Origin of the sequence: Candidatus Brocadia sapporoensis (assembly GCF_001753675.2) — a bacterium.
GTDB lineage: Bacteria > Planctomycetota > Brocadiia > Brocadiales > Brocadiaceae > Brocadia > Brocadia sapporoensis.
Window position 1 is genome coordinate 1 of the sequence record NZ_MJUW02000092.1, and the last position, 24,630, is coordinate 24,630.

Annotated in this window: 23 protein-coding genes; 9 read left to right on the forward strand and 14 right to left on the reverse strand. The window is 43.0% G+C overall.

Annotated features, from left to right (window positions below; genetic code table 11):
- Positions 1–117: 117 nt before the first annotated feature.
- The 5 genes from BIY37_RS08420 to BIY37_RS08440 form a co-directional block, all read right to left on the reverse strand.
- A complete protein-coding gene (locus BIY37_RS08420) occupies positions 118–1,299 on the reverse strand; it encodes a methionine adenosyltransferase (RefSeq protein ID WP_070067400.1) in 1,182 nt (393 codons plus the stop codon).
- A gap of 308 nt (positions 1,300–1,607) precedes the next feature.
- Complete coding sequence (locus tag BIY37_RS08425; RefSeq protein ID WP_070067401.1) at positions 1,608–2,057, reverse strand: universal stress protein; 450 nt, start codon at positions 2,055–2,057, stop codon at positions 1,608–1,610.
- Between the two features lie 37 nt (positions 2,058–2,094).
- A complete protein-coding gene (locus BIY37_RS08430; RefSeq protein ID WP_080324961.1) occupies positions 2,095–2,616 on the reverse strand; it encodes a BCAM0308 family protein in 522 nt (173 codons plus the stop codon).
- Between the two features lie 165 nt (positions 2,617–2,781).
- Positions 2,782–4,368, reverse strand: coding sequence for a glycoside hydrolase family 57 protein (locus tag BIY37_RS08435; RefSeq protein ID WP_070067402.1), 1,587 nt, complete (start codon positions 4,366–4,368; stop codon positions 2,782–2,784).
- Between the two features lie 3 nt (positions 4,369–4,371).
- Positions 4,372–5,199: a DUF4912 domain-containing protein gene (locus BIY37_RS08440; RefSeq protein ID WP_070067403.1), complete on the reverse strand. Its 828-nt coding sequence runs from the start codon at positions 5,197–5,199 to the stop codon at positions 4,372–4,374.
- 612 nt (positions 5,200–5,811) lie between these two features.
- Between BIY37_RS08440 and BIY37_RS08445 the strand changes: the two genes are divergently transcribed.
- Both BIY37_RS08445 and BIY37_RS08455 read left to right on the forward strand, forming a co-directional pair.
- A complete protein-coding gene (locus BIY37_RS08445) occupies positions 5,812–6,660 on the forward strand; it encodes a universal stress protein (RefSeq protein WP_070067404.1) in 849 nt (282 codons plus the stop codon).
- A gap of 594 nt (positions 6,661–7,254) precedes the next feature.
- Positions 7,255–8,232 carry a cation diffusion facilitator family transporter gene (locus tag BIY37_RS08455; protein WP_230402476.1) on the forward strand — a complete coding sequence of 326 codons (978 nt, stop codon included), beginning with the start codon at positions 7,255–7,257 and terminating at the stop codon, positions 8,230–8,232.
- A gap of 25 nt (positions 8,233–8,257) precedes the next feature.
- On the opposite strand, the gene BIY37_RS08460 is transcribed toward BIY37_RS08455, so the two are convergent.
- The 6 genes from BIY37_RS08460 to BIY37_RS08495 all read right to left on the reverse strand — a co-directional run bounded on the left by BIY37_RS08460 (position 8,258) and on the right by BIY37_RS08495 (position 13,007).
- Positions 8,258–8,647, reverse strand: coding sequence for an Ig-like domain-containing protein (locus BIY37_RS08460; RefSeq protein WP_070067406.1), 390 nt, complete (start codon positions 8,645–8,647; stop codon positions 8,258–8,260).
- A 616-nt stretch (positions 8,648–9,263) separates the two neighbouring features.
- Entirely contained in the window at positions 9,264–9,830 is a 567-nt protein-coding gene (locus BIY37_RS08475; RefSeq protein ID WP_070067409.1) for a CvpA family protein, read from the reverse strand.
- Between the two features lie 2 nt (positions 9,831–9,832).
- Positions 9,833–10,939, reverse strand: coding sequence for an AsmA-like C-terminal region-containing protein (locus BIY37_RS08480; RefSeq protein WP_080324962.1), 1,107 nt, complete (start codon positions 10,937–10,939; stop codon positions 9,833–9,835).
- A 94-nt stretch (positions 10,940–11,033) separates the two neighbouring features.
- The gene (locus tag BIY37_RS08485) at positions 11,034–11,591 is read right to left on the reverse strand and encodes a Fe-S-containing hydro-lyase (protein WP_070067425.1); all 558 of its coding nucleotides are present in this window, start codon (positions 11,589–11,591) and stop codon (positions 11,034–11,036) included.
- A 29-nt stretch (positions 11,592–11,620) separates the two neighbouring features.
- Positions 11,621–12,478, reverse strand: coding sequence for a fumarate hydratase (locus BIY37_RS08490; RefSeq protein WP_070067411.1), 858 nt, complete (start codon positions 12,476–12,478; stop codon positions 11,621–11,623).
- Entirely contained in the window at positions 12,456–13,007 is a 552-nt protein-coding gene (locus tag BIY37_RS08495; protein WP_070067412.1) for a 2-oxoacid:acceptor oxidoreductase family protein, read from the reverse strand. The genes BIY37_RS08490 and BIY37_RS08495 overlap by 23 nt, the downstream gene beginning before the upstream one ends.
- An 843-nt stretch (positions 13,008–13,850) precedes the next feature.
- On the opposite strand from BIY37_RS08495, the gene BIY37_RS08500 reads away from it, so the two are divergent.
- From BIY37_RS08500 to BIY37_RS08510, 3 genes are all read left to right on the forward strand, one after another.
- A complete protein-coding gene (locus tag BIY37_RS08500; protein WP_080324963.1) occupies positions 13,851–15,002 on the forward strand; it encodes a glycosyltransferase in 1,152 nt (383 codons plus the stop codon).
- Entirely contained in the window at positions 14,996–16,399 is a 1,404-nt protein-coding gene (locus BIY37_RS08505; protein WP_070067413.1) for an undecaprenyl-phosphate glucose phosphotransferase, read from the forward strand. Before BIY37_RS08500 ends, BIY37_RS08505 begins: the two co-directional genes overlap by 7 nt.
- Before the next feature lie 204 nt (positions 16,400–16,603).
- Positions 16,604–18,145, forward strand: a complete 1,542-nt coding sequence (locus tag BIY37_RS08510) for a tetratricopeptide repeat protein (RefSeq protein WP_179129346.1) — start codon at positions 16,604–16,606, stop codon at positions 18,143–18,145.
- A 134-nt stretch (positions 18,146–18,279) separates the two neighbouring features.
- On the opposite strand, the gene tyrS is transcribed toward BIY37_RS08510, so the two are convergent.
- The 3 genes from tyrS to BIY37_RS08525 all read right to left on the reverse strand — a co-directional run bounded on the left by tyrS (position 18,280) and on the right by BIY37_RS08525 (position 20,915).
- On the reverse strand, positions 18,280–19,503 hold the full coding sequence (gene tyrS / locus BIY37_RS08515; protein ID WP_070067415.1) for a tyrosine--tRNA ligase: 1,224 nt from the start codon (positions 19,501–19,503) through the stop codon (positions 18,280–18,282).
- A 244-nt stretch (positions 19,504–19,747) separates the two neighbouring features.
- Positions 19,748–20,524: a CPBP family intramembrane glutamic endopeptidase gene (locus BIY37_RS08520; protein ID WP_070067416.1), complete on the reverse strand. Its 777-nt coding sequence runs from the start codon at positions 20,522–20,524 to the stop codon at positions 19,748–19,750.
- Positions 20,517–20,915 carry a secondary thiamine-phosphate synthase enzyme YjbQ gene (locus BIY37_RS08525; protein WP_070067417.1) on the reverse strand — a complete coding sequence of 133 codons (399 nt, stop codon included), beginning with the start codon at positions 20,913–20,915 and terminating at the stop codon, positions 20,517–20,519. The genes BIY37_RS08520 and BIY37_RS08525 overlap by 8 nt, the downstream gene beginning before the upstream one ends.
- 472 nt (positions 20,916–21,387) lie before the next feature.
- On the opposite strand from BIY37_RS08525, the gene BIY37_RS08530 reads away from it, so the two are divergent.
- From BIY37_RS08530 to BIY37_RS08540, 4 genes are all read left to right on the forward strand, one after another.
- Entirely contained in the window at positions 21,388–21,804 is a 417-nt protein-coding gene (locus BIY37_RS08530; protein ID WP_230402477.1) for a QcrA and Rieske domain-containing protein, read from the forward strand.
- 47 nt (positions 21,805–21,851) lie between these two features.
- A complete protein-coding gene (locus tag BIY37_RS08535; protein WP_070067428.1) occupies positions 21,852–22,634 on the forward strand; it encodes a cytochrome b N-terminal domain-containing protein in 783 nt (260 codons plus the stop codon).
- Positions 22,635–22,731: 97 nt separating this feature from the next.
- Positions 22,732–22,884 (forward strand): hypothetical protein, encoded by a 153-nt coding sequence (locus BIY37_RS13495; protein ID WP_179129347.1) that lies wholly within the window; start codon positions 22,732–22,734, stop codon positions 22,882–22,884.
- Positions 22,885–22,890: 6 nt separating this feature from the next.
- Entirely contained in the window at positions 22,891–24,597 is a 1,707-nt protein-coding gene (locus BIY37_RS08540; RefSeq protein ID WP_070067418.1) for an FAD-dependent oxidoreductase, read from the forward strand.
- The last annotated feature ends 33 nt before the right edge of the window (positions 24,598–24,630 follow it).

Here is a 24,630-nt window from a genome sequence, read left to right on the forward strand (position 1 = left end):
AGGGTATTACAGAAGGTCGATTTTCGCACTGCGAAAATCGTTTGCAGAATTTAGGTTGTAAGTTTTCACGGACAAGGTATCCTTGTGAATCTCGAACTTGCAATTTTCAGTTTCTCACTAATATAAAGAATAGCGTTTTTCTAAAATTCCAGCCCATAACCGGGGTATTTGACCGAGATGTTTATGTATGACCTTTCTGCACTTTTCTTCTATGATTTTTTTCTCAAGGTTGGAACGGATTTTTACATGTATAATTTGGGGTTCCGTGATGGGTATTCCTATCTGACTCACCAGATAGCACTCAGCGCCGGAAATATCGGGTTCTTTCGTTATTTCCGCCGCTATTTCACCGGCGGTCAAGTTATATAATTTGCCAGTGTGGGTAATTGGGTTTTTTCCTGCTGTTGCTTCTAGGGTCATTGGCCGGTAAGGGGTAATCAAGCCATTGGCCCTATTCCCTCTGCCTACCTGTCCGTCATCTCCACACTCGGCGCTGGTTCCGGTAATGGTTAAATACACAATGTTCTTTTTATAATTATCTGCAGCATTGAGTACAAGAGAAACCTCACACGTCGTTAATTTTTTCACAAAGGTGAAGATGTATTCAAGGATCTTCGATTTTGTGTCAAAATATACCTCTTTTGATGAAATAAATCTCGAAACAAATGCTATGGCTATCGTAAGGTTTATATGGTCGTTTACCCTGACGCCCATGATTTTAATGTCCTCACCAATCATGGGATATTTCCGTTTCACTTCCGGAGAATTTAAGAATTGCTCGGTGTGGTAAACGAGAGACTCTGTTTCTGTCATAGGTGAGAAACCGACACCAATCGAGGTGTCATTTGCTAACGGAATCGAGCTGTCAAAGGTTGACAAAAGTTCCGCGCTGCCGGTTCTAATCTTTGTTTCAACAATGACATTTTTTTCAGGTTCTATGAATCTCAACTGTTCTTTTAACCATCGGTTGGTTGTTTCCCTGGCAATCTCTTCCAAAGGCACCTTTTCCTTTCCTACCGATTCTACTGCCCGCCCGGCAACAATCAGGTGCATGGGGGTTGTCACTGTTCCACCGCCAAAACAAACCTCAGAGCGTCCACCCACAAGAAGACACTTGTCAATATTGTGATGCAACACCCTTCCGAATTTTTCAATATAATATTTGGAAAATGCGATACTCAATTCTTCGGCAGCGCGGTCACATAATGTATCCGGATGCCCTAATCCTTTGCGTTCAACAATCTCAATTGCGGATTGTTGAACGGAGAGATCATTCACCTTTTCAACAATGATTTCCATGTCGGCTAATCTGCGAGATAAAAGTTGTTGCTATTCGAAGCGGATTGTCACGAAATAGTTTCGAAATAACGAACAGGAAGCAACGGGATAGAAATGAAACGTGCATTGTAAATACTATTGTATTCTTGATGTCGGATACCAGTATATGGGGATACTCAGTGCATATCAAAGAATACATGGATAGTTATTTTCTGTTGTAAACGACACAAACAAATTTCTCTTTCTTGAGGGCAGATTCATTTGTGTCGTTTATCGTAATTTCATTTGCGAACGTACACATGCAAAACCGGATTTTGCGGCTGTACAAATTAACGTTCGCGATATCTGACGCATAGGACCGGACAGGGAGCTGTTCTTACGACCCTTTCCGCCGTACTCCCCAAGATTGCATGGGAAAGACCAGTCCGGCCATGTGTAGCAATGGTAATTAAGTCTATATCATATTTTTGGGCTGCCTTGTTAATTTCTTGAAAAGGTGTTCCTCGTATAATAATATTTTCAACTTGTATCTTCTCCATGAATCGCTTGGGTACCAAACGATAAATATTTTTTTTTGCTTCATTTTCCATATCTTCATAGAGTTTGGATACTGGGAAAGTCAATCCCCCGGTGCCAACAGGAACATTTATTTTTGGTATTACATGCAAGATGTAGAGTTTTGCCCCTCGTTCTACGGCAATGTCCAGAGCATACTTTAAGGCATGTTTCGAACATGCAGAAAAATCAGTAGGAAACAGAATTTTTTCAATTTTAATCATAACACAGACTCCTCAGTAAATTTTAAAGGTAGGGGTTTTACCGTTTCCACTCCACACGCATGAACTTTGCATCTCCACGTTTTTTATATTTCACTTCTCCGTGGTGAGCCTTAAACAAAACCGACCCAATACGCTGCGCTAGTTTGGCCGAAGTAGTGGATATCTCGATTTCATCGCCCTTTTCATTAATCTTCATAATCCTGTTTAAGGGGTTATAATTCTTCGTACGTGTATCTTCGTTATGGATGAGATTTAAAATCTCTTGTTTGTGTTGTTTCAGAAAATCACCTTTCAGAGTCACGATACCAAAAGGGACGTTTTCTTTTATCTTTTTACATGCAGGACAGATTACCCAGTTGATATCTTTTAAAATCTTTTTTTTCTCGTAAAGTTTGGCATCGAGGAACCACTTTTTATTATGATAAACAGCCGTACAATCCTTGCAAATGGCAACTCCCGCCAGTCCTTTTCCCTTGGGTGGTAAATACGGATCGTTCTCTGCATGAATTTTACTTCTTTTGCGTGATGGTCCATAGCCAATCTTTTTTGACAATTTCATGCTATTGATTTCTCCTTTCATTCAAAAATTGTTTAATCTTTTTGCTGCCATAGATCAGCTCGCTCCAAGCCTTCTATCTTGTTGGGGGTCTTCACCATTTTTTTACTAACGGTTCCTGGTATATCATCTCCTCTTGATTTCCCAGATTCATGGGCGCCGTTATAGCTATTGATAAATGTGATAACCGATATCGGAAAATATATTATCTTTGCACTCGATATTGGAGAGCCAGGCAACATCAATGTTGTCTGATCGAATATCATCATAGAGTTTTGTAAAACGAAGGAGGTGTTCTTTGGTTCTCTTTATGGCATATTCTACCATGGTGCCAGTCTTCATAATAAATGCCCAATCGCTGCTCTGCGCCAGCAGGAGCTCACGTGCAGCCTGGTTAAGCGCCCGATTTCGCAAGGCATTTTCTGACAGGCAATGATAGGTCTTCGCTAATTCAACCATACGCTCTGCCGCCTTATGCAGATGACGATAAATCCAATCGTTGCTTTCGTTCAGCCAATACTCGTGATAACCTTTGTATCCCCAGCTCGAAGGAGACGGTGTGGAAACCTGATTAACCGGATATTTTTCAAGATATTCTAACGGAGTAATCAGCGAGATTTCCTTTTGGTCAGAGTCGATCTTCCGAAACAGGAAATCAATCCACTGAGGTCCCTCAAACCACCAATGACCAAAAAGTTCCGCATCATACGGTGCTACAACAATGGGTTTTCGATCCATTACTGTGGACAGGTACTCAATCTGTCTCTGTCGGTTAAACAAAAAATTTCCCGCGTGCCCGGCAGCCCTATCTAATGCCTTTTCAGGGGAATAAGGCTCTTTTTGATCAGTCTTGCCGGTAATCCGATAATATTTGATACCAATATTACTGCGCTTGCCATCTCCATGGAGATACGGCCTTATATAATCATAATCGAGATCAAATCCCACGTCTCGGTAAAACTCGCGATAGAAAAAATCCCCAGGATATCCTTCCCTGGCACTCCATACCTGTTTGGAAGACTCCATATCCCTCCCAAACGCGGCTATTCCTGACGGACAAAAAATGGGAGCGTAAATACCATATTTCGGTCTTGGGGAAGCAAAGAGAATTCCGTGGGTTTCCATAATAAAAAAACGTATCCCTGTATCCCGGAGTATCTTATCTATTCCCGGTTCATAGGCGCACTCAGACAGCCACATTCCATGGGGTCGCCGGCCAAAATGTTTCTCATAATGATTTACCGCAACGTAGACTTGGGCACGCATGGCATTCATATTGTTATTCATGAGGGGGAAATAACCATGAGTAGCCCCGCAGGTAATTATTTCCAAATTACCTGCATCCTGGATTTTTTTAAATGCACTTACCAGGTTCCACCGGTACTTTTCTGCAAATACTTTTCGTGCATTGGTATAATACCCGTAATACATCTGCGCAAGCCGGTTAAATTCTGGTTGATGCTTCGTCCTCTCAATCTCTTTTTCAGCAAGCTCAATTCGTTTTTCAATATAACGGATATAACGAGATTGTAAAAGAGGATCCGTCAGCATCGAAAGCAACGGCGGCGTTATGGACATCGTTATGCGAAAGCCGATTCCGTCCTCGATCAGTTTATCAAAGACATCAATAAGTGGGATGTATGTCTCTGTAATAGCTTCAAAGAGCCAGTCTTCTTCGAAAAATTCGGTATATTCCGGATGGCGGACAAATGGCAGATGTGCATGTAAAATGAGCGACAAATAACCCTTTTCCATAAATTATTTTTTTGAAACCGGTGAAACACGCGGAGATTCAGGTGAAGCGACGCCTTCTTTTAGTATTTCCTGCCAATTCTTATGTGCACTTTTAAATACCGATTCACTACTGCCAAATTGCCCGGAGGCATCTATACTCTCATACAGCGCTTCAATACTCATCCATGTTTCATCAACTACCTCTGATACGCCGGAACGGGGAATCAGCACCGAATTTGATCGGGCAATGAGACGAAATGTCCCATTCGGAGTGAGGAAACCGATATCCGCGCAAAACGATCTGTTCGGTTTTCCAGTATGAATATACCAACTTCGTGCGCCGCCTGTCACTTCAATATCAAAGTAATCAGGGGCATTGTTTCCGTTAAAGACGGTATCTGTAATATCATAAACCCGTAATACAATTTTTGCGCTGTGCGCCATGCTACCAAGCGTATTGATAATACTGTCCAACACGTCTTTCCTGAGTTCCCAGTAGGCAAACAGACATTCTGCATCACGTACCATTAATACAATGCGATTATCTCCGTAATCCTCCGGAAGATCTGGAATTATTGGAGCATACACTGCCTCTTTCCGCTCCACCTGCAGCAGAGATTCTTCCGTTTTAAGGGACAATCCTTTTGAAGTTACCGGCCAAGTATCTTCGCCGGTGTCACCCCATTCCTGCTGCCCCTCTTCCTGCTCAGAGGAGGAAATATCCATTACGCCAAAAAACCTGTCCCAGATCAGGCAAAAAAAGCCTTTTATCTTTTTCCAGAGCATTTCACAAAGTGCCTTGATGATCTCAAGGATCAGGAGGAATATTTCTTTGAAAATTTCTTTATCCATACTTTATGCCCTAACAATACAAAGGGATGTTTCACCTTAACTAATTTGAAAACAAAGATTTGACAAAGAATTAATACCTGACGCAGCTATGCTGTGACCAATCCCTGCTTACTATATACAAGAACAAGGTTAATCACCCCTCTCTTCCTATCCTTCATGGGGCGGAAACAAAGAAGGAGTAAAAAATCTTTTTCAAAAAATGGTTTTTTATGAGGTAATACTATAATTTTTTATTATACATCAATAAATTGTAAATGGTCAATGAAATTCATAATGCAGCAAGGCCGCAACCAAATCCCTCCTATCGTTCGACGGATCCTTCGGCAGGCTCAGGATGTTGCGCCGTGGCATGGTGAGCCTGTCGAACCATCACGACGAAGTCAAAGGGGGCGAAGGGGAGTAAAAAACTTACAAAAAAAGAAAGATTTTACACGGTAATACTATAAGGCGATGGAGATTGAAGGACGTCTTTCAGATTTGAAACTAATCTCTTGACAAAAACCTGCCATTCGGTGATAATCGCAGCGATCATATATCAACGAGATTTTTAGAAAAGAAATCTTTTGTTTTTCATATCATTTATAAAAACAGACACCCGGAGGACTGGCAGTTATGATTAAACGAATTCTCGTCCCTACCGATGGTTCAGACAATAGCCTAACTGCTGCTGACTACGCTGTAACCATTGCGCGACTTTTTAAAGCCAGCATCAGAGGGTTGTTCGTTAAAGACGTCAAGATATTGACCGGGCCATTGATCCATGATATTGGTACAAGCATCGGTGGAATGGTCCCCTATGGTACCTTTAACCAAACAATCAGGGAAATGCTGGAATCACAGGCCGATGCGGCATTAACCCTGGTAGAGGGGAAGTGCAACCAGGCAGAGGTGTCATTTAGCCAGGAAATACGCGAGGGAGTTGTGAGCCATGAAATCGTTAAATCCGCAGATGACTGTGACCTGATTTCTATGGGAAAGATGGGCATTCATGCTGAATGGCGCGATGTTTTTTTAGGTACCAATGTTGAATTTGTGGTACGGCAGACTCACAAACCGGTACTTATTACACCGGCAGAATACAAGCCGTTTACCAGGATGTTGATTGCCTATGATGGAAGTGTATTTGCAGATAAAGCCCTGAAGAGTGGCGCTGAAATAGCTGCAGTCATGAAGTTACCAATAACCGTGGTTTATGTGGCAGACAAAAAAGACGCAGTCCTGGAACCGCTATCAAAGGCAAAGACTTTTCTCGAAAGCTACCATCTTGCCGTCGATACCGTTGCAAAAGAAGGAACCGATCATGCAAAGGCCATCCTGGAACTCTGTAATGATGAAGACGAAAAATTTGATATTCTCGTCATGGGCGCCTACGGTCATTCAAGAATTCAGGAAATGATTCTCGGGAGCACTACCGTAAGGGTAATGAGATACACGCACTGTCCAATCTTGCTTTGTCGATGACAATTCCTTATTGTAAAAACATATGCTTTTATCCACGAAACTTTATGTCTAATGCCATAACGCAGAAGGCATAAAAAAGCTCAGGCGTCAATGCCATCGAATGAAGCTACGTTATTTCCATAATCCTATTTCCACTTGATTCAAACCTGGGCTGTGCAAAAGAAGGAGCATTTGTCGCCGCCAATTCTGACTGCGAAGATTTAAAATTCATCTCTTTTCTCAACAGTGGACTCATAATTTCCAACCTCAAGATTGCACGAGTCTTCAGAAAGTAAATGTATAATAGTACTCTTGACTTCTACAGTACCAGATACTCCAGGTAATACCATTGCTACAAAAAATATATTTAAAAAAACCTCAATAACTATCGAAATATTTCTGTAGATTAAACGCAAACCATGAGTTGTACAACTTCCTCTCTTTCTGTTCATTTTAGAATAACTCTACCGATTTTAAAGCAGTCCCACCAATTGATGCTTCCCAACTACCGCGGATTATCTTCATTACCTGTATAAAACGTATAACAAAAATAGTTTGTTTTCGGCCATTCAACAATTTATAATTTCAAAAAATATTAATTTTTAAAATAATCATTTGCCTGACGGGAGACATACCATCGGACATATTCATGACATAGATAATAATCACATTGAGGATGAACGTGGTCATAAACATGAATACCGGGCGCGTGAACGGAAGAAATTGGTGCTTGCGAGTGTTGTGACGGGCAGCATCTTTATCGTAGAGATTGTTGGTGGCTTTATCGCCAATAGTCTCGCCCTGATTAGCGATGCCGGCCACATGCTCACCGACCTGTTTGCATTGCTCGTGAGTCTATTTGCTCTCTATTTTGCAGCAAAACCCCCTACAGAAAAAAAAACCTATGGTTTCTATCGGTTGGAAATACTGGCAGCCTTATTTAACGGCGTAACTCTCTTCATGATTACCTTGTGGATATTTTATGAAGCCTACCACCGTTTTATGCACCCCGAAACCATCTCAAGTGGTAAGATGTTCATCGTAGCCCTAATTGGTCTGGTTGCCAATATAACTTGTGTTTATCTTCTCAAAGGCGATAGCCATGGCCATGAGCACAGCCTGAATGTTAAGGCCGCATTCCTGCATATGCTGAGCGATACCCTTTCGTCGGTGGGTGTCATACTCGGAGCAGTTCTTATTTACTATACGAACTGGTTTGTTATAGATCCCATCATCAGTGTCGTACTTTGCATACTTATCCTGATTTGGTCTTACAAATTAGTAATTGAATCCGTTGACGTTTTGTTAGAAGCGACACCGAAGGGAATCCGTATTGATGACGTTATCGCCAGGCTCAAACAGATTCCCGGCATCGATGATGCTCATGACATTCATGTTTGGACAATTACTTCCGGTATGTATTCCATGAGCGGCCATATTGATACGAAAGACATGATGATTAGTGAGACTACGAAGCTTTCCAAAGAAATTAACCGTGTTCTCAGTGAAAAATTCAAGATTGGGCATGCGGTAATTCAGTTTGGATGTGAATGCAAAGTTAATAACGCGCACAACAAACACAACCATCCATAAAAGACCTGCGCCAATATCGCATAAATTAATGCCCGATAAAAACGACTTCCATTACGGCCTTTTGTCCTGCCGCAGAAAAGATGATCTGTGTAGTACCTGGGGAAATTCCACTTACGGTAAATACAGCCTTTCCTGCGGGATCAGTAAGTACTTCAGGGGTAACCGTTGCAACCGTCGGGACTGGACTTACAGCCGTAACTTTGATGCCAAAGAGCGGGCCGCCCTGCCTGTCCAGTATCTGAATAAACACCTTATCCTCGGAACCCGAGTGGACACTTAGTTTAGAAGGGCTCACTATGATATGCACCCCTTTTTCATAGGGAAGATACGAAGGCGCTTGCGCACAGGAACTCAGAAAAAGGACGCCAACCAAAATTAAAAAAAAAGGCGCTGTCTTTCGATTTGGAAATTTCACAATATTCTCCTCTCCGAAGTCAAAGAGTATTTGTAAGTATCAAGAGTTAATAACGTTTAATATATAACAAACTGTGACGATTGAGGTCAAGGCTTTCCTTTACCTTAAAGAACGTTCCGTCAACTTTGAAAAAAGTTACACTGGCCATCACAAGTTTTCTTAAAAAGACGAAGAATACTGATTTTATAGTTGTCTTCACGGCATGTTATGGTAAGACTGAACCCAATCGGTCAGACAATCTCTCCTTACTTATGCACGGCACTAAACCAGAGAACCCGTCTGCTACTGCTTATCATAGGGAAAATGTCAATGCCGACAAGAAGTGATGCATCCTGGCAAAAAGGCTGTAAGTTTTTTTGCAAAAGTCTGTTGCAGTTCAGGGTTTACAAAAAGCATCATGAATACAGGAGGGCTCTCGAATGTCTTTTATGCAGCACTTTCCACGCTCAAATCAACGAGAGACCCGTATGTCCTTCATCCCCTCCCTGTAAAGATGAGGAAAAAGGGGGATGTGTTATTTCGGTAGCAGTATGCTGCGTTAGGAAGGTACCGTATTTCTGTAATAAATTTGGTGCATGAAATCATAGGTTTTAGGACGTTTTCCATCATCTCTTTCTCACAATGGCGACTTAAAATCGTTGCTCTCATCTCGTGCTGAGCCTTTCGGAGGATTTTTTTTCTTAACATCGTTTGCATAGTTATTAATTTTTTCGGAAATACTTTCAGGAATACCAGAGACTAACTTTTGCATTCCTTTCCCGATGTGGGTCGCAACTTTTGAGGAATAAACCGTGTCGCAGGTTGCCTTACTGCAAAATGTAAGGACGCCATAGATGATCACACCGGAAAAGACGAGACCTTTGATAATTCCTAACAGGCCACCCAGCAGCCGCATACCAATCCCTATTTCCCATTTTCCTATAATTTTTTTTATCACATCCGTGAGAATGTGGGTAGCAATAAATGCGACACCGTAGATAAAAAGGTAACCAAACAATCCCGCCGTGGACTGGGTAAAAAATCCTTGCAGAAAATTACCCAAGGTGTTGTGAAAAAGCAGCGCTGTAAGGAAAGAGATGAACAGACAACCAATTCTAATAAATTGAAACAACGGACCGCTGGCAAGTCCCATAACGGCAGCAAAAAATACGATGACAAAAATTGAGTAATCTATCCAGTGCATAGTTAATTGTTTTTTTTTCCTCTTTTTGGGTTGCGTAAAAAATCGTTTACCAAACCTTTGAAAAGATGCCCCAGGCTCTCTTTATTCAGTTTTACGGCAATCTTTGGATCTTTGGTCGTGCCTCGTATTTCTATGGGAACCGCATGTTGTTCTAAAATAAGCCCTGCAATATTTTCGACATCCTTTTTCATCCGCTCTTTGTGAAATTGAACCATAGCATCATACGAAATTACCCCTTCAAATTCAGCCACACCCGATGCTGTAATATTCGCCAGCGGGCCCTGTATCTCCATCTTTTGCGTGAAAATCTTACCGTCCTTGACCAGGATTACCGCCTCCAGAGAATCAAACGAATACTGCTCCGACTCGCCCAGCATTTCCAGTAGAGCGGACATAACCTTGTTGCCCTGGATGTACCCGTCTTTTATTTCAATCCTCACATTGGCAGTAAGCTCCTGATTAAGTATCTCCTTACCCATGCCATTGCCCTGCAGAGAACCGTTCAGGCTCAGCAACCCCCCGATATCACCGTCCTTTACCACAAAAACGGGAATGAGATTGACGACAGGAATGTCCCGGGTAATATGGACTCCCTTTGCCTCAAACGTAAGGTCAAATACCGGTCTTTTCTGATGAAGATCAATCACACCCTGTACAACAGCAGGGCCTTCGTTTACCCTGCAACGGGCATCGGTAGTGATAATGCCATTTCTGAAAGAAAATGCGTTGGTAACAAGGTCTTCTACCAGCAACCGGTTTTCATAGTTCATTTGACGGATACAAATTTTCTTTACAACAATTTCTTTCCACAGCGCAGGAAGCAATTGGAATGTACCTTGAATATCTTCAAGCTGTATCTGGGTGTCCGGCTCCTGTTCCACTCTCTGGATTGTAAGATAGGGGATATTTACCTTATTGGGCCAATGAAAAGAAACGGGTCCGATCTGTTGTACAGATTTAAAATTATCCTCTACTGCCCGGAGAACCTCGTGTTGTATAAAATCGTCAGAAACAAACGCTGGAATAATAAAGATGCCGGCTAATGGAATCCCCAGTGCCAAACTACAAACAATAACAATCCATTTTAACGCTGCTTTTTTAGTTTGCATAGAGGTATTTAATAAAAAGTAGCATACATGACAAACGACTTGCCTGCCTTACCAATAGTGCGGAGACGTGGTTGAGGCCTTGCTGCACCAGGAATTATCTATTCTGATATTTTACCATTCCTTCTCTGAATAAATCATTTCCGTATATATCATTGGCTACCACAACGGGAAAATCTTCCACCTCAAGCCGCATGATAGCCTCGGTTCCCAGGTCCTGATAAGCAATGACATCCGCCCTTTTTACTCTCTTCGCCAATAAGGCAGCGGCGCCTCCGGTTGCGGCAAAATAAACGGCCTTATACTGCTTCATTGCCTCAATGACACTGTCAGAGCGATTACCTTTCCCGATGGTAGCCTTTAAGCCCATTGCCAATAATTGAGGTGTATAGACATCCATCCGATAGCTTGTAGTTGGCCCGCATGACCCGATAGGTCTTCCTGGCTGCGCGGGACTTGGACCCACATAATAAATGATCTGATTCTGTACATCAAAAGGTAACTTCTTACCCTGCCCGGCAAGTTCTACAAGCCGTTGATGAGCCGCATCCCTTGCCGTATAGATAATTCCGGATATCAGAACCCTATTGCCTATCCTGAGGTTTGCAGTTGTATCGTCCATGAGAGGGGTTTTTATGTGAATGATGTTTGACATAACCTTGGATAGCCACATGGTCAAAAAGTTTAGATACCCAATACCACCGTTTTCACACGGTGTGCATGGCACTCAATATTAACGGCTACCGGAAGGCTGGCAATGTGACAGGGAGACCATTCCACACGAACTCCAAGGGCGGTTACACTGCCACCTAAACCCTGGGCTCCAATGCCCAAATTGTTTACCCTTTCCAGCATCTCCTTTTCCAGACAATCAGTATCAGGGTCGCTGTGTCCTACTCCCAAAGGCCTCAAGAGTGACTTTTTAGCCAGGTGGGCAGCATAATCAAAAGTGCCGCCGATCCCAACACCCACAATAATGGGCGGACAGGGATTGGCCTTTGCTATTCGCACGGTCTCTACAACAAAGTTTATAACCCCCTCCCTGCCATCAGCCGGAGTCAGCATGGCAATCCGGCTCATGTTTTCACAGCCTCCACCCTTTGCCATGAACGTAATTCTTACAGAATTTCCGGGAATAAGTTCTGTGTGGATAATAGCAGGGGTGTTATCACCGGTATTGACACGTTTGAGCGGATTTGCAACCATCGATTTTCTCAAATAACCTTCTTTATAACCCTGGCGTACCCCATTATGAATCGCATCGTACAGACGGCCGCCAGTAATCTCTACGTCCTCGCCCAACTCAACAAATACGACGGCAACCCCCGTATCCTGGCAGATAGGCATCTGGCATTCACGTGCAATTTTTGCGTTCTCCAGTAAATCTGCAAATACTTCCTTTGCTACGGAGGACGCTTCAGCTTCGCGGGAGTTTTTCAATGCATCAAGAACATCATCACTTACCTGAAAATTGGCGCCCATGCACAGATGAGATATCTTTTCAACGATTTCCTCTGCACTAATCTTTGTACGTGTACCCATAGCGTATCGCTTTTATATTTTCGTTGAAGAATTGTGGTGGAAATTCTGAAGCAAAATCTACCTTCTCAAGATTAATGCCAATTTTGCTTAAGAGTCTGCCCAGAGCAATCATGTTGACAAAGATAGGACTGTTAAACTGTTCTATTGCGAGTTTCTCAAAGGGAACACGGTCGCTCGCGGGACATTTGATCTCACACTTTTTACATTCTGCACCACAGGCAGACGATTCGATAAGCATAAGCTTTGCCCGTATCGAGGGATCGGGTGTCTTCGAAAGCTGGAGACCGATATCAGCCTCTTCAAAAAATGGAACGTCAATAGGGTCATCGGAATAAACAATTTCCGCATGAATATTACCCCCGCGCACTGCTGCATCATAAACGAGATTTAACGATATCTCTTTGCCTAATTTAGCAAGGATATTAGCCAGCGCATGCGCCATAAGTTTTATACCCTGCCCTGCCTCACCCGCCAGAATGATCTTTTTTGAACGAAGTTCTTCGGGAACAGGGACAATCTTGTGTACCATAAGGATAACATTTATCTTAAGAAACCTGCGGTCAACAAAAGCCGCTTCTTCACGTCTTTCACGGAGTACATATCCTTGAAGATCAGGCGTTCAACTATATGACTCCAGGCGTGTAATTCGTCTGTAATATAACGGAAGAGGGTTGCCGTTGTTTCTGTACCGGATTTTTTAAAGTTCTCCATGGCAAAAGTAATAAGAAAGTGTTTGTATCCTATCGTTAAATAGTGTCTGAACGAAAACGCATACTTTTGTTATTTCGACCGAAGGGAGAAATCTTCAAACCCTACAATTTCAATACTCAAAAGATTTCTCGCTCCACCTAAAAGGATATTTTTGGTAGTTTCCGTTCAGAGGCTAAATAATTCAGCAGGACGGTTAAACAGGAATAAAAGCCGTAAGAGACGGTATATACCTTAACACTATCAATTCATCTTCATTTGCTGCCCGCCGTTTTTGCTCTTAAATTATACCAACCATTGAGAAATTGCAAAGATAAATTTACCTTTCGGAAGATCTCCACACAAGTTTTTAGCGGGAATCTATAAAGTTTAGAGTTCACTGGATACCCGACAAAAGCATTCGGGTATGACAAAAATCGTACAAGTAAGCTTCTAACCTGACAACGCCGGTGTTGTTCAGAAAACAAACATCTCTACACATCTTGCGAATCCTGGGTTTCTCGATTTCTGCTTCTAAAGTTACTGTACAACTTGTTTGTTAAAACATATTGCTTCTGGTTGTTTTTGCACAAGGACTTTCCGCTTGACTTTGAAATATCATTGACGTAGATTTACCAATATTATCTATTATTCCTCTAGAAGGCGCCTTAAAAAAGATTCCATCATGCAAGTAGCAATCGTTCATGACTGGCTAACCGGAATGCGTGGAGGAGAGAAGGTTTTAGAGATATTCTGTGAGCTCTTTCCTGATGCGGACGTTTTTACCTTAATCCATCTCCAGGGCACAGTTTCAAAGATCATCGAGAACAGAAACATACAAACTTCGTTTCTTCAAAGGGTGCCTTTGGTGAAAAGGTACTATCGCTCTTTCCTGATGTTATTCCCTATGGCAATTGAGGGGTTCGATATGAATGCGTATGATTTGGTTCTGTCCAGCAGCCACTGTGTGGCAAAAGGTATCTTAACCTCTTCAACTACCGTCCATGTGTGTTATTGCCACACACCAATGAGGTACGTTTGGGATCAATATCACACATATTTTGGTATCGGAAAAAAGAGTCTGGTTTCCAGGGTCTTGATACCTCCCGTCGCCCACTATTTAAGGATGTGGGACGTTACTTCCAGTGCGCGGGTAGATCACTTTGTAGCAAATTCACACCATGTTGCAAACCGGATAAAAAAATATTATAAAAGATCCGCAGAGGTTATTCACCCACCCGTGGATTGTTCGTTTTATACACCGCAGGAGAGTTACAAAGAAGGAAACTATTATCTGCTTGTTTCTGCCTTTGCTCCTTATAAGAGAATCGATGTGGCGATAGACGCATTTGAAAGGATGGGGGTGCCACTCATTCTTATCGGAGGAGGGCAGGAAGAAGTGCAAATCAGAAAGATGGCAAAAAAACACGTTCAATGTATCGGATGGCAATCCAGTGAATCTTTGAGGGAATATTATCGTGGGTGTAAAGCCTTGATCTTTCCGGGTGAGGAAGATTTCGGGATCGTCCCTTTGGAGGCCCAGGCATGTGGAAAACCCGTGATTGCTTTCGCAAAAGGAGGCGTGCTGGAAACTGTTCATGGGATATATCCTCCTTCTTCTGGCTCTCCTGAAGGGAAGGCGGATATTCATCCGGCGTCTCCTACAGGGGTATTTTTTACAGAACAAACTCCGGAATCTTTAATGGATTCCGTAAGGTTTTTTGAGCGTCATCAACACCTCTTTGACCCGCAATTAATCAGGAAACATGCAGAAAGTTTCGATCGTTCGCTATTTAAAGAAAAATTTAAACAATATATTGAAAAACAGGTATGCTAAAGAAACATAGCAAGTTTTTTGAATCCGTACTGCTTCTTGCAGATTGGCTTGCCCTGTCTGGTGCGTGGATACTGTCATATTACCTGCGTTTTTACTCAGACATCGTGCCTGCTTACAAAGGGATTCCCCCCTTTAAAATATATCTGATGCTACTCCTGTTTATGATCCCTTTATGGGGAACCGTTTTTCGGATATTTGGGCTGTACCGCCCCCGCAGAGTTTCGACCAGACTCTCTGAAATAGCGGATATTGGCAAGGCATCTACCTTTGCCACCCTGATCCTTATCGCACTTACCTTCTTTTTTCGCCAATATGAATTTTCCCGGCTGACGTTCTTTTATTTTTGGCTTATCAACATTGTCTTTCTTAGTTTGACCCGCATCCTATTCCGGGAATTTTTGCGTTTCTTACGGCGGAAAGGTTATAACCAGAGATACGCATTGGTTATTGGCACGGAAAACCTAGCGCAAGATCTGGTAAAAATCCTGCGGAAACATCCGGAACTCGGAATTCAAATTTCCGGTTTCCTGACACATGACTCACAAAGTATAGGAAATGTTTTGCAGGGAACCAAAGTGTTAGGGAAGTATTCTGATGTCCGCGACTTGGTTGTAAAGCTTGGCATTGACATTGTCTTTATCGCATTGCCTTTTAACGCCCATACTCAGTTGAGAGAGGTTCTGGATTGTATTGGTGATGAAATGGTTAGTATCATGGTCTTACCGGATCTCTTTGAGTTTATTAGCTTACGGGGTAGTGTCAGCGAGTTTGAGGGCATGCCGCTTATTAGTCTTCGCGATACACCGTTGTATGGATGGAATATTATCTTAAAAAGACTGTTGGATATTGTTTTCTCCACGATCATATTAATTTTCACATCCCCTCTTATAGGAATTATCTCACTCCTGATTAAAATAACTTCTCATGGGCCTGTCTTCTTTAAACAAGAACGGATGGGGATGGATGGTAAGGTGTTTAATATCCTCAAGTTCCGGACGATGAAGATAGATGCGGAGAGTGCAACGGGTCCTGTATGGACGAAACAGGACGATTCGCGACGCACGAAAATAGGTGCGTTGCTGAGAAAGACAAGTCTGGATGAACTTCCGCAGTTTTTCAATGTTTTACGTGGCGACATGAGTATTGTTGGGCCACGTCCGGAACGGCCTGTTTTTATAAACAACTTCAGAAATGCCATTCCAAAATATATGTTAAGGCATAAAATGAAGGCGGGAATTACCGGCTGGGCGCAGGTTAGCGGCTGGCGTGGAAATACCTCAGTGGAAAAACGGATTGAATACGACCTGTACTACATTGAAAACTGGTCATTGCATTTTGATCTGAAAATTATATGGCTGACGTTATGGAATGGATTTATCAATAAACATGCGTATTAAATCCGTTGCAGCAGCAGTCATATCATTTTTACAAAAATTTATGATTTTCTGTTTGCAAGGTATTTTTATAAATCTGCGATTCTTTATTGTAAATCAGAAGTATTTTGGCTCCGGTTTGCCTGTGCTATGAGAAAACTCATTGTTCTCTGTGTAGTCTGTACAATTTTCAGTTTTCAGTATTTTTTCATGGGTACACGGTATTCTTTGTTTATTCTTTTCGCAGACGATTCCGTACCAGGGCCAGCATGGTCGATCGATACTCAGCCAGCGCCCCTTGCGAGGACGGCCTTAGAAATAGCACAGGAATCCTATCCTGAAATCGACATAGAAATATATCTCAGAAAACTGGCGGAAATTGTGAAAAATGTAACAATAAGTCTCCGCGATGAAACAGAACCGGAACAGATTATTAAAACGATCAATCTCGTCCTTTTTAATGAACTCCAATTTACCTATGTTCAAACGGGCGATCTTGATTCCCTCTCCCTCAATAAGGTTCTGGATACCAAGACGGGTAATTGTGTAGGACTGTCTATTCTTTATCTGTGCATAGCAGAAGGGTTACACATACCCATGTATGGAGTGAGTGTGCCGGAGCATATTTTTGTCCGGTACGACGACGGGGATTTCCGGAGAAATATTGAGACGGGTTACGAAGGGATGTTCACACCGGATAGTTACTATATAAACATGCCCGGAAAGCGTATCTCGCCGGGAAGTATCAGAAATGGGTATTATCTCAAAAATCTTAGCCGGAATGAAGTTGTTGCTGATATTTATTTGAATCGCTCCATAATACAAAAAGAGAACGGCAATATAAAAGCATCATTACAAGACGTAAACCGTGCGATCGAATTCCATAGCAATGATGCCGTAGCCTTTTGTAACCGCGGTGTGTTGTATGAAAAAATGCATGACCCTGATCGCGCATTGGATGATTATAACAAGGCCGTTGCCCTGAATCCCGACTACGCACCGGTCTATTACAATCGTGGTTCAGTATATGCTTCAAAGGAAATATTTGACAAGGCTATCATGGATTATAGCAAGGCGATAGCTTTATATCCCAATTCAATTCTGTCATATTATAACCGGGGGATGGTCTTTAAAATGATTGGCAGGGGAGACTTGTCCGTAGGAGACCTCACCAGCGCCATCTCTTTAGATCCAAAATTTGCGCCGGCGTATGCCCAGCGTGGTCTGGTTTATGCCGAATCGGGTGAGCCGGAAAAAGCCCTGGCTGACTTCAACAGAGGACTGGAGCTTGATCCCACGAATACGGAAATTTATATGAAGAGAAGCATTCTCTACGCCGACGCACAGCGTTTTGATGAAGCGATTGCGGACATAACAGCTTTTATACAATATGCCAAAGACAATGCGTTTGCTTATTATATTCGGGCTAAGGCATATCGGGGGAAAGGGGATATTGAAAAATCTCTGGAAGACTATAACAAAATGATAGAACTGAGCCCGAGGCTTGCCGGCGTATATTACGAACGGGGCCAAATCAAAAACCTGTTAAAAATGCCCGATGAAGCCCTCGAGGATTTTACTCACTCAATCGAACTGTTTCCTTACAATTCATTAGCTTACCTTCATCGTGGAAATACTTTTCAAAAACTTGGAAAAAACGAAAAAGCACGGAAGGATTATGAGGTTTATCTGAAACTTAATCCTGACGCATCTGATAGCGAAGAAGTCAAAAACACGATAGAGCATCTGAAAGACAATCTAAACCACTAAAATCTTGGTATCAAAGCCGCTTTTTGAAAAGGGAGGGGAAAAGCATTTGCCCAATTGAGCATGGGTGTCTTCACACCAGTTAAAGTAAATACTTCGCCCTTGCAGGCACAGTAAACAATGCTATCTTTCCTTTGTTAAAACGATTCTTTAAGCACAATTCTTGCAAACCGCCGTTTTCCGACCTTGAGGACCATGCCGGGTTTTACCTCGATATTCAGGGTGGGATCCTGTATGGGATCATTGTTTATGCTTACCCCACCTTGTTGAACCAACCGTCGCGCCTCACTATTGGTAGTGGCAAAGCCACACAAGACAATAAGTCTGGCAACCCATATCCTGCCATTTACTAATTCTGTGCTTAATATTTCAATATCGGGTATTTTATCCGGAAGGGCGTGTTCTTTAAAGATACGGTCAAACTCTGCGGCCGCTGATTCTGCATCCTTAGCGTTGTGATAGCGCTGTACGATTGCCTTCGCCATAGCTGCCTTCGCTGTGCGCGGATGGATGTCGACATTGAGAAGCTTGTTGATCTCGTCGCTATTCAGGTCTGTTGCCAGTTCAAAATACTTGCGCATCAGGTTGTCCGGAATAGACATCGCCTTGCCAAACATCTCGCCGGGAGATTCGGTAATGCCAATATAATTTCCAAGACTTTTGCTCATCTTCTTGTTTCCGTCGATTCCTTCAAGGAGCATCGTGGTCAAGGCAACTTGCGGCTCTATACCCGCATCTCTTTGCAAATCCCTTCCGACGAGCAAGCTGAATAACTGATCCGTGCCGCCCAATTCTACGTCGCTTCTTACCATAAGGGAATCGTAGCCCTGCATAAGGGGATAGATGAATTCATGCACACTGATGGGAATACCGGCATTATAACGCTTGGTAAAATCATCCCGTTCCATCATTCTTGCCACGGTCATCTTTGAAGCGAGCTGGATGACATCATGAAAGGTCATCTTTTTAAACCACTCACTGTTATAGAGCACCTCTGTTTTCTTTAAATCTAGAATCTTCCCAGCCTGGGAAAGGTACGTCTTGGCATTTTCCAATACCTTTTCATACGTAATAATGGGACGCGTCTTGTTGACCCCCGAAGGGTCGCCTACGGTTGCCGTATAATCTCCAATGATAAGCACTGCGGTATGCCCGAGCGATTGGAATGCCCGTAATTTATGGATAGGGACGGCATTTCCGATATGGATGTCAGGAGCGGTGGGATCGAGTCCTAACTTTACACGAAGAGGCCTGTTTTCTTCCTGCGATTTTTTAAATTTTTTTATCAATTCTTCTTTTGTTACAACATCTACCGTTCCGCGCAGTACTATCTCTAATTGTTCGTCCACATCTTTAAGCATAGTGTCTCCAGGATTCATGCATCCTATATCATAACGCAGCAAAGCCGCAACCAAATCCCCCGATTAAGGATGGCAAAGGAGGGAGAAATACTTAGGAAAAAAGAACGTTTTGCATGGTACTATTATAAATCCACGTCTGCTTTACTTGGAATGCCACGGGATTTAACATGACAAGCTGCGAATTAAAGGTCAAGACTCAAAGTGACAATTTGTGTCTCCCGAGAAGGCTGTCGAAGTTTTTCCGCTAAAATGCCGGGATCTTTCCTTTCATAAAAAACTTGAAATAGAGTAAAAACACCAGGGTTAATGAGTTGTGTAAGATATGCACAACGATAGATGCAACGAGGGTTTGGGTCTTCTCATATAAATACCCAAGAAGCATTCCCAGGATAAATATTTGTAAAAAGGCAAAGATGTCCATATGCACTGCGGCAAAAAGAGATGCTGTGATTGTAATGGCATATCGTCTGCCAAGCGAATTTTTCAATGCCGGCTGCAGAAACCCGCGAAACATAATTTCTTCCATAACCGGGGCAACGACAATTCCAAAAAAAATCAGGCTCCCAAGGACAAAGACCGACTTTTCTTCCAGTACCCATTGGACAATCTCCTGCATTTGCGGTGCTTGACCGTAATAACTGGAGATCAGGTTGATGACGAAGCCTGCGAGTATGATGACAGGAAGCGTGATTGCATATCGTTTAACACCTTGTTTTATATTTCCCGATAAATTTACCATGGATAGACCCAAGGCGGTAACGGACTGCCGGTATTCAATACAGACAATGTAAAACACATACGAGCAGACTAACATGTTGATAAAAACAGAGATGAAAAGGACCAGGTTCCGATGTCCAATGCTGTTCAGGATATTAAAACCCAGGAGGGCATTGATGAACCGCACGATTACCGGCATACCAATGAGCAGAAGAATCACATAGGCGAGAAAAACCTTTGCTGCATCCTTCAAATTCCAGCGACAATTCAATGCTATTCCGGGCCTTGTCTGAACGCTATTCATTTTTTATTATTTGGACAAAAACTTCTCTGTGTCTTGGTCCGTCAAATTCACAGAAATAGATACCCTGCCACGTTCCGAGGGCTAACTTTCCAAAGGTGAAAGGTATGGACGCTGAAGAACCCACCAGGGTTGATTTGATATGGGCTGCAGCATTCCCTTCGCTATGAGTATAGCGGCCATTCCACGGCACCAGCCTGTTAAGGTCATTAATAATATCTTCCCGTACCGAAGGGTCAGCATTTTCATTGATCGTTATAGCAGCAGTAGTATGAGGTACATACAGATAACATATTCCTTCTTTCACAGACTGTTTTTTCAGGAGTGTATCCACTTCCTGTGTGATGTCGACAAACTCCGTATGTGAATGTGTTGTCACCTGAATCTTATCCATGACGACATTCCGCCCTTATCTTAAAAAAATAGAATGAATTGTTTGAATAAAACGAAGTAATTATGTAATGCCAGAGAAATACCTCGTCGAATCTGATACGACTTTCTCCCGCTTTTATAGCAGGCACTGCTTATAGAATTTTTTATTTTATCAGTAATGCGAAGCTATTCAAGAAAATTTGTTTCAGGGATGTTGCCATTTTGAAATGTTAATAGTTATTACTATTTTAAATTGGTAACATCAAAACCTGTTATTTTATTGAAACTAAGACAAAATAAATATATATTTAAATATTGTTTCTGTGATTCGTATTTTTCCTGAAATATCTCTGTTTTTTGCCATTATCCTTCTATCTTATGAAAACTTTTATTCCATTGGTGATATGTTAGAAGCAACAAAAAATCTGGAAACGCCGTTAAATCGCCGAAGATTTTTGTACTTTACGGGTTGGGGGTGTATTGGGATATTTCTCATGACTCTATTTGGCGGAGTTATGAGATTCTTCTTTCCCAGAACCATCGTTGAACCGCCAACGAGATATAAGATTGGATATCCCTCCCAATATACGTTAGGGGTGAGTGAAAGGTTTAAAAAGCAGTTCCGGATATGGATCGTCAGGGAGGCTGATAGATTATACGTAATCGAAGCGAAATGCACCCATCTGGGTTGTACCCCAAACTGGCTGGCGGCTGAAGGTAAATTCAAATGCCCATGTCATGGCAGCGGGTTCACGCCCGATGGGATAAATATTGAAGGCCCTGCTCCGAGGCCTATGGAAAGATTTAAGGTTATGCTGGAAACGGACGGCCAAATCATTGTTGATGCGGGGGTACGATTCAGGGGTGAACGTGGAGAATGGGATAAGCCAGGCGCTTTTTTAAAGGTATAATAATGGATAATAAACCTACGGAAAATTTCTTGTCAAAATACAAAAACATGCTGAAAGAGAAGGGATTGTTCGGCACACTGAGAGACGTAACGGTTAACTCGCAGGTCTGGAAATCTATCTTCAGACACACCTTTGCCGATACGCCTAAGAATCGTATGCTAAAGATTGTGTCGAACGTCTTTATGCATCTGCATCCAGCCAAGGTAAAAAGGCATGCTCCGCAATTAAAATTTACCTGGTGTATGGGCGGTATCAGTTTCTTCCTGTTTCTGGTGCTTACGTTTACCGGTGTGTTATTGATGTTTTATTACCGTCCTACGGTGCATGATGCGTACTGGGATATAAAAGACCTGGAATATCAGGTGCCTTTCGGTGCAATACTGCGAAATCTGCACCGGTGGAGCGCCCACCTGATGGTTATCACGGTATGGTTCCATATGTTTCGCGTATTTGCAACGGGTTCGTACAAACCGCCCAGGGAATTCAACTGGTGTGTGGGCGTTGTCCTGCTGGTGCTTACTCTTCTTCTCAGCTTTACCGGTTACCTGCTTACATGGGATCAATTGGGATTCTGGGCAGTAACGGTTGGCACGAATATGGCACGCTCAACGCCCTTGCTGGGACACGAGGGGCCTTTTGGGGAACAACTGGGAATGACCGCACATAATGACATACGTTTCGCCCTTCTGGGCGGTTCGCTGGTGGGAGGAAATGCCCTGTTAAGGGCATACGTATGGCATTGTATCGGGCTGCCTCTTATTATTAGTATCTTTATGATGGTGCACTTCTGGAGGGTTCGCAAGGACGGAGGTATTTCCGGACCACTCTAGCGATTTCTTGGAATGTCTGTAGGTATATTGTTTTTATTGGTTTACCGGGGTTCATGCAAAAAGGTGAGCCTCGTCGCTCCACAAAGAGAATTCAATCATGGAAAACGTCTGGGCAATTATAACGAAACCTGATAATATCCCCATTGTTGGGCTAATGATTCTGTTGGTATTCTTTACCTGGATTACCTTTAAACAGGCATTTGAGAATGACGAACGGATAGAACGAAAAAAACAACAAGAACGGAAGTAGTGTTCGATGAACTATACAATAGTCAAAGCCGACGACCACTGGTTCAGAGAAAATGTCAATTGCCAGTATGCATGTCCTGTCAATACGCCGGCCATGAATTATATCGAGCGCATCGTTTATGGAGACTTTGATGCCTCTCTGCGCCTCAATTTCATGGCAAATCTTTTCCCTCATATCCTCGGCAGGACCTGTACTCATCCCTGTGAAACAGCATGCCGCCGTGGAGCGATTGACAAACCCGTCTCCATATGCGCACTGAAAAGGAGCGCGGCAGACTTTTCAGCTAAAAAATTCCCTCCAAAATCAATGCATATCGAAAAGACAGGAAAGCGCATTGCAATAATAGGTTCCGGGCCATCCGGTCTTGCCGCCGCACATGATTTGGCAATAAAAGGTCATGATGTTGTTATCTATGAGTCCCTTCCGGTTGCCGGTGGCATGTTAACTGTGGGTATTCCGCCGTACCGGTTGCCACGTGATAAGATAGAAGACGCTGTAAACTGGATAAAGGAACTCGGAGTAGATATCCGCTTAAACAGCCCTATAGACACCCACGATAAGTTTGACATTTTACTAAAGGAATACAATGCAGTTTATATCGCCACAGGCGCGCATAAATCACAGATGCTTGAAATTCCCGGTGAAGACCTTGAAGGGGTAATGCATGGCGTAACCTTCATGAAGGATACAAATCTTGGGATACGAAAAGCCGTCCCCGAAAGGGTAGCCGTCATTGGGGGGGGCTTTACTGCCATAGATTGTGCGCGTTCTTCCCTCCGGCTTGGCGCAAAAGATATTTCCATCATTTACCGGAGGACGTTGCAGGAGATGCCCGCCGGTGAATTGGAAGTACATATGGCACGGGAGGAAGGTGTAAAGATGCACTATCTGACTTCTCCGGTAAAAATTATAGGCGGACATGATCGAAAGATGACACACATCGAGTGCATAAAAAACGAACTGGGCGAACCGGACGACAAGGGACGCCGCCGCCCGGTCCCGGTAACAGGAAGCAATTTCACCATCCCTGTCGATATGGTAATTGCGGCTATCGGCCAATCACCGGAGGTTGGTTTTTTGACAGAAAGGTTTGGGATAGAGATCAATCGATGGGGGATGCCCGTCATTGATTCTGAAAATTTTATGACTGCACGAAAAGGCGTATTTGCGGGTGGCGATTGTATAACCGGCCCGAGGAATATTATTGAGGTAGTGGCGGACGGCAGAAAGGCTGCAAGGTCGATACACGCATTTTTAACAGGTGCAGAACGGAAAGGATACAAGTTTTACTATAGAGATCAATCCCCTTCAGACAGAATGCCCAATTATGAATCGGCGCCCAGACAGAGCCAGGACTCCCTCCCCATGAAAGAGCGATGTGACCTGACTGCGGAGGCCGAACAGGGGCTCTCACAGGAGAACACATTCAAGGAGGCGGGACGCTGTCTGCTCTGTCATTATAATATATTCATTGACGAAACGTGTATACTTTGCGGCGGCTGTATTGACGTTTGTCCCTATGATTGTATCTCCATGGTCTCCCGTGAAAACGTAGCGGCTACAGAGGCCTTACAGGACGAGAGGGTTGTTCCTGGCGACTGGAGCGCCGCTATGGTAATCGACGAGGAAAAATGCATCCGCTGTGGACTGTGCGTCAAACGTTGCCCGGTGAACGCCATCACGATGAAACGCTTTGCGTATTCGGAGGAATAAGCGCAGATAATAATCGAGGATAAACTGAATAAT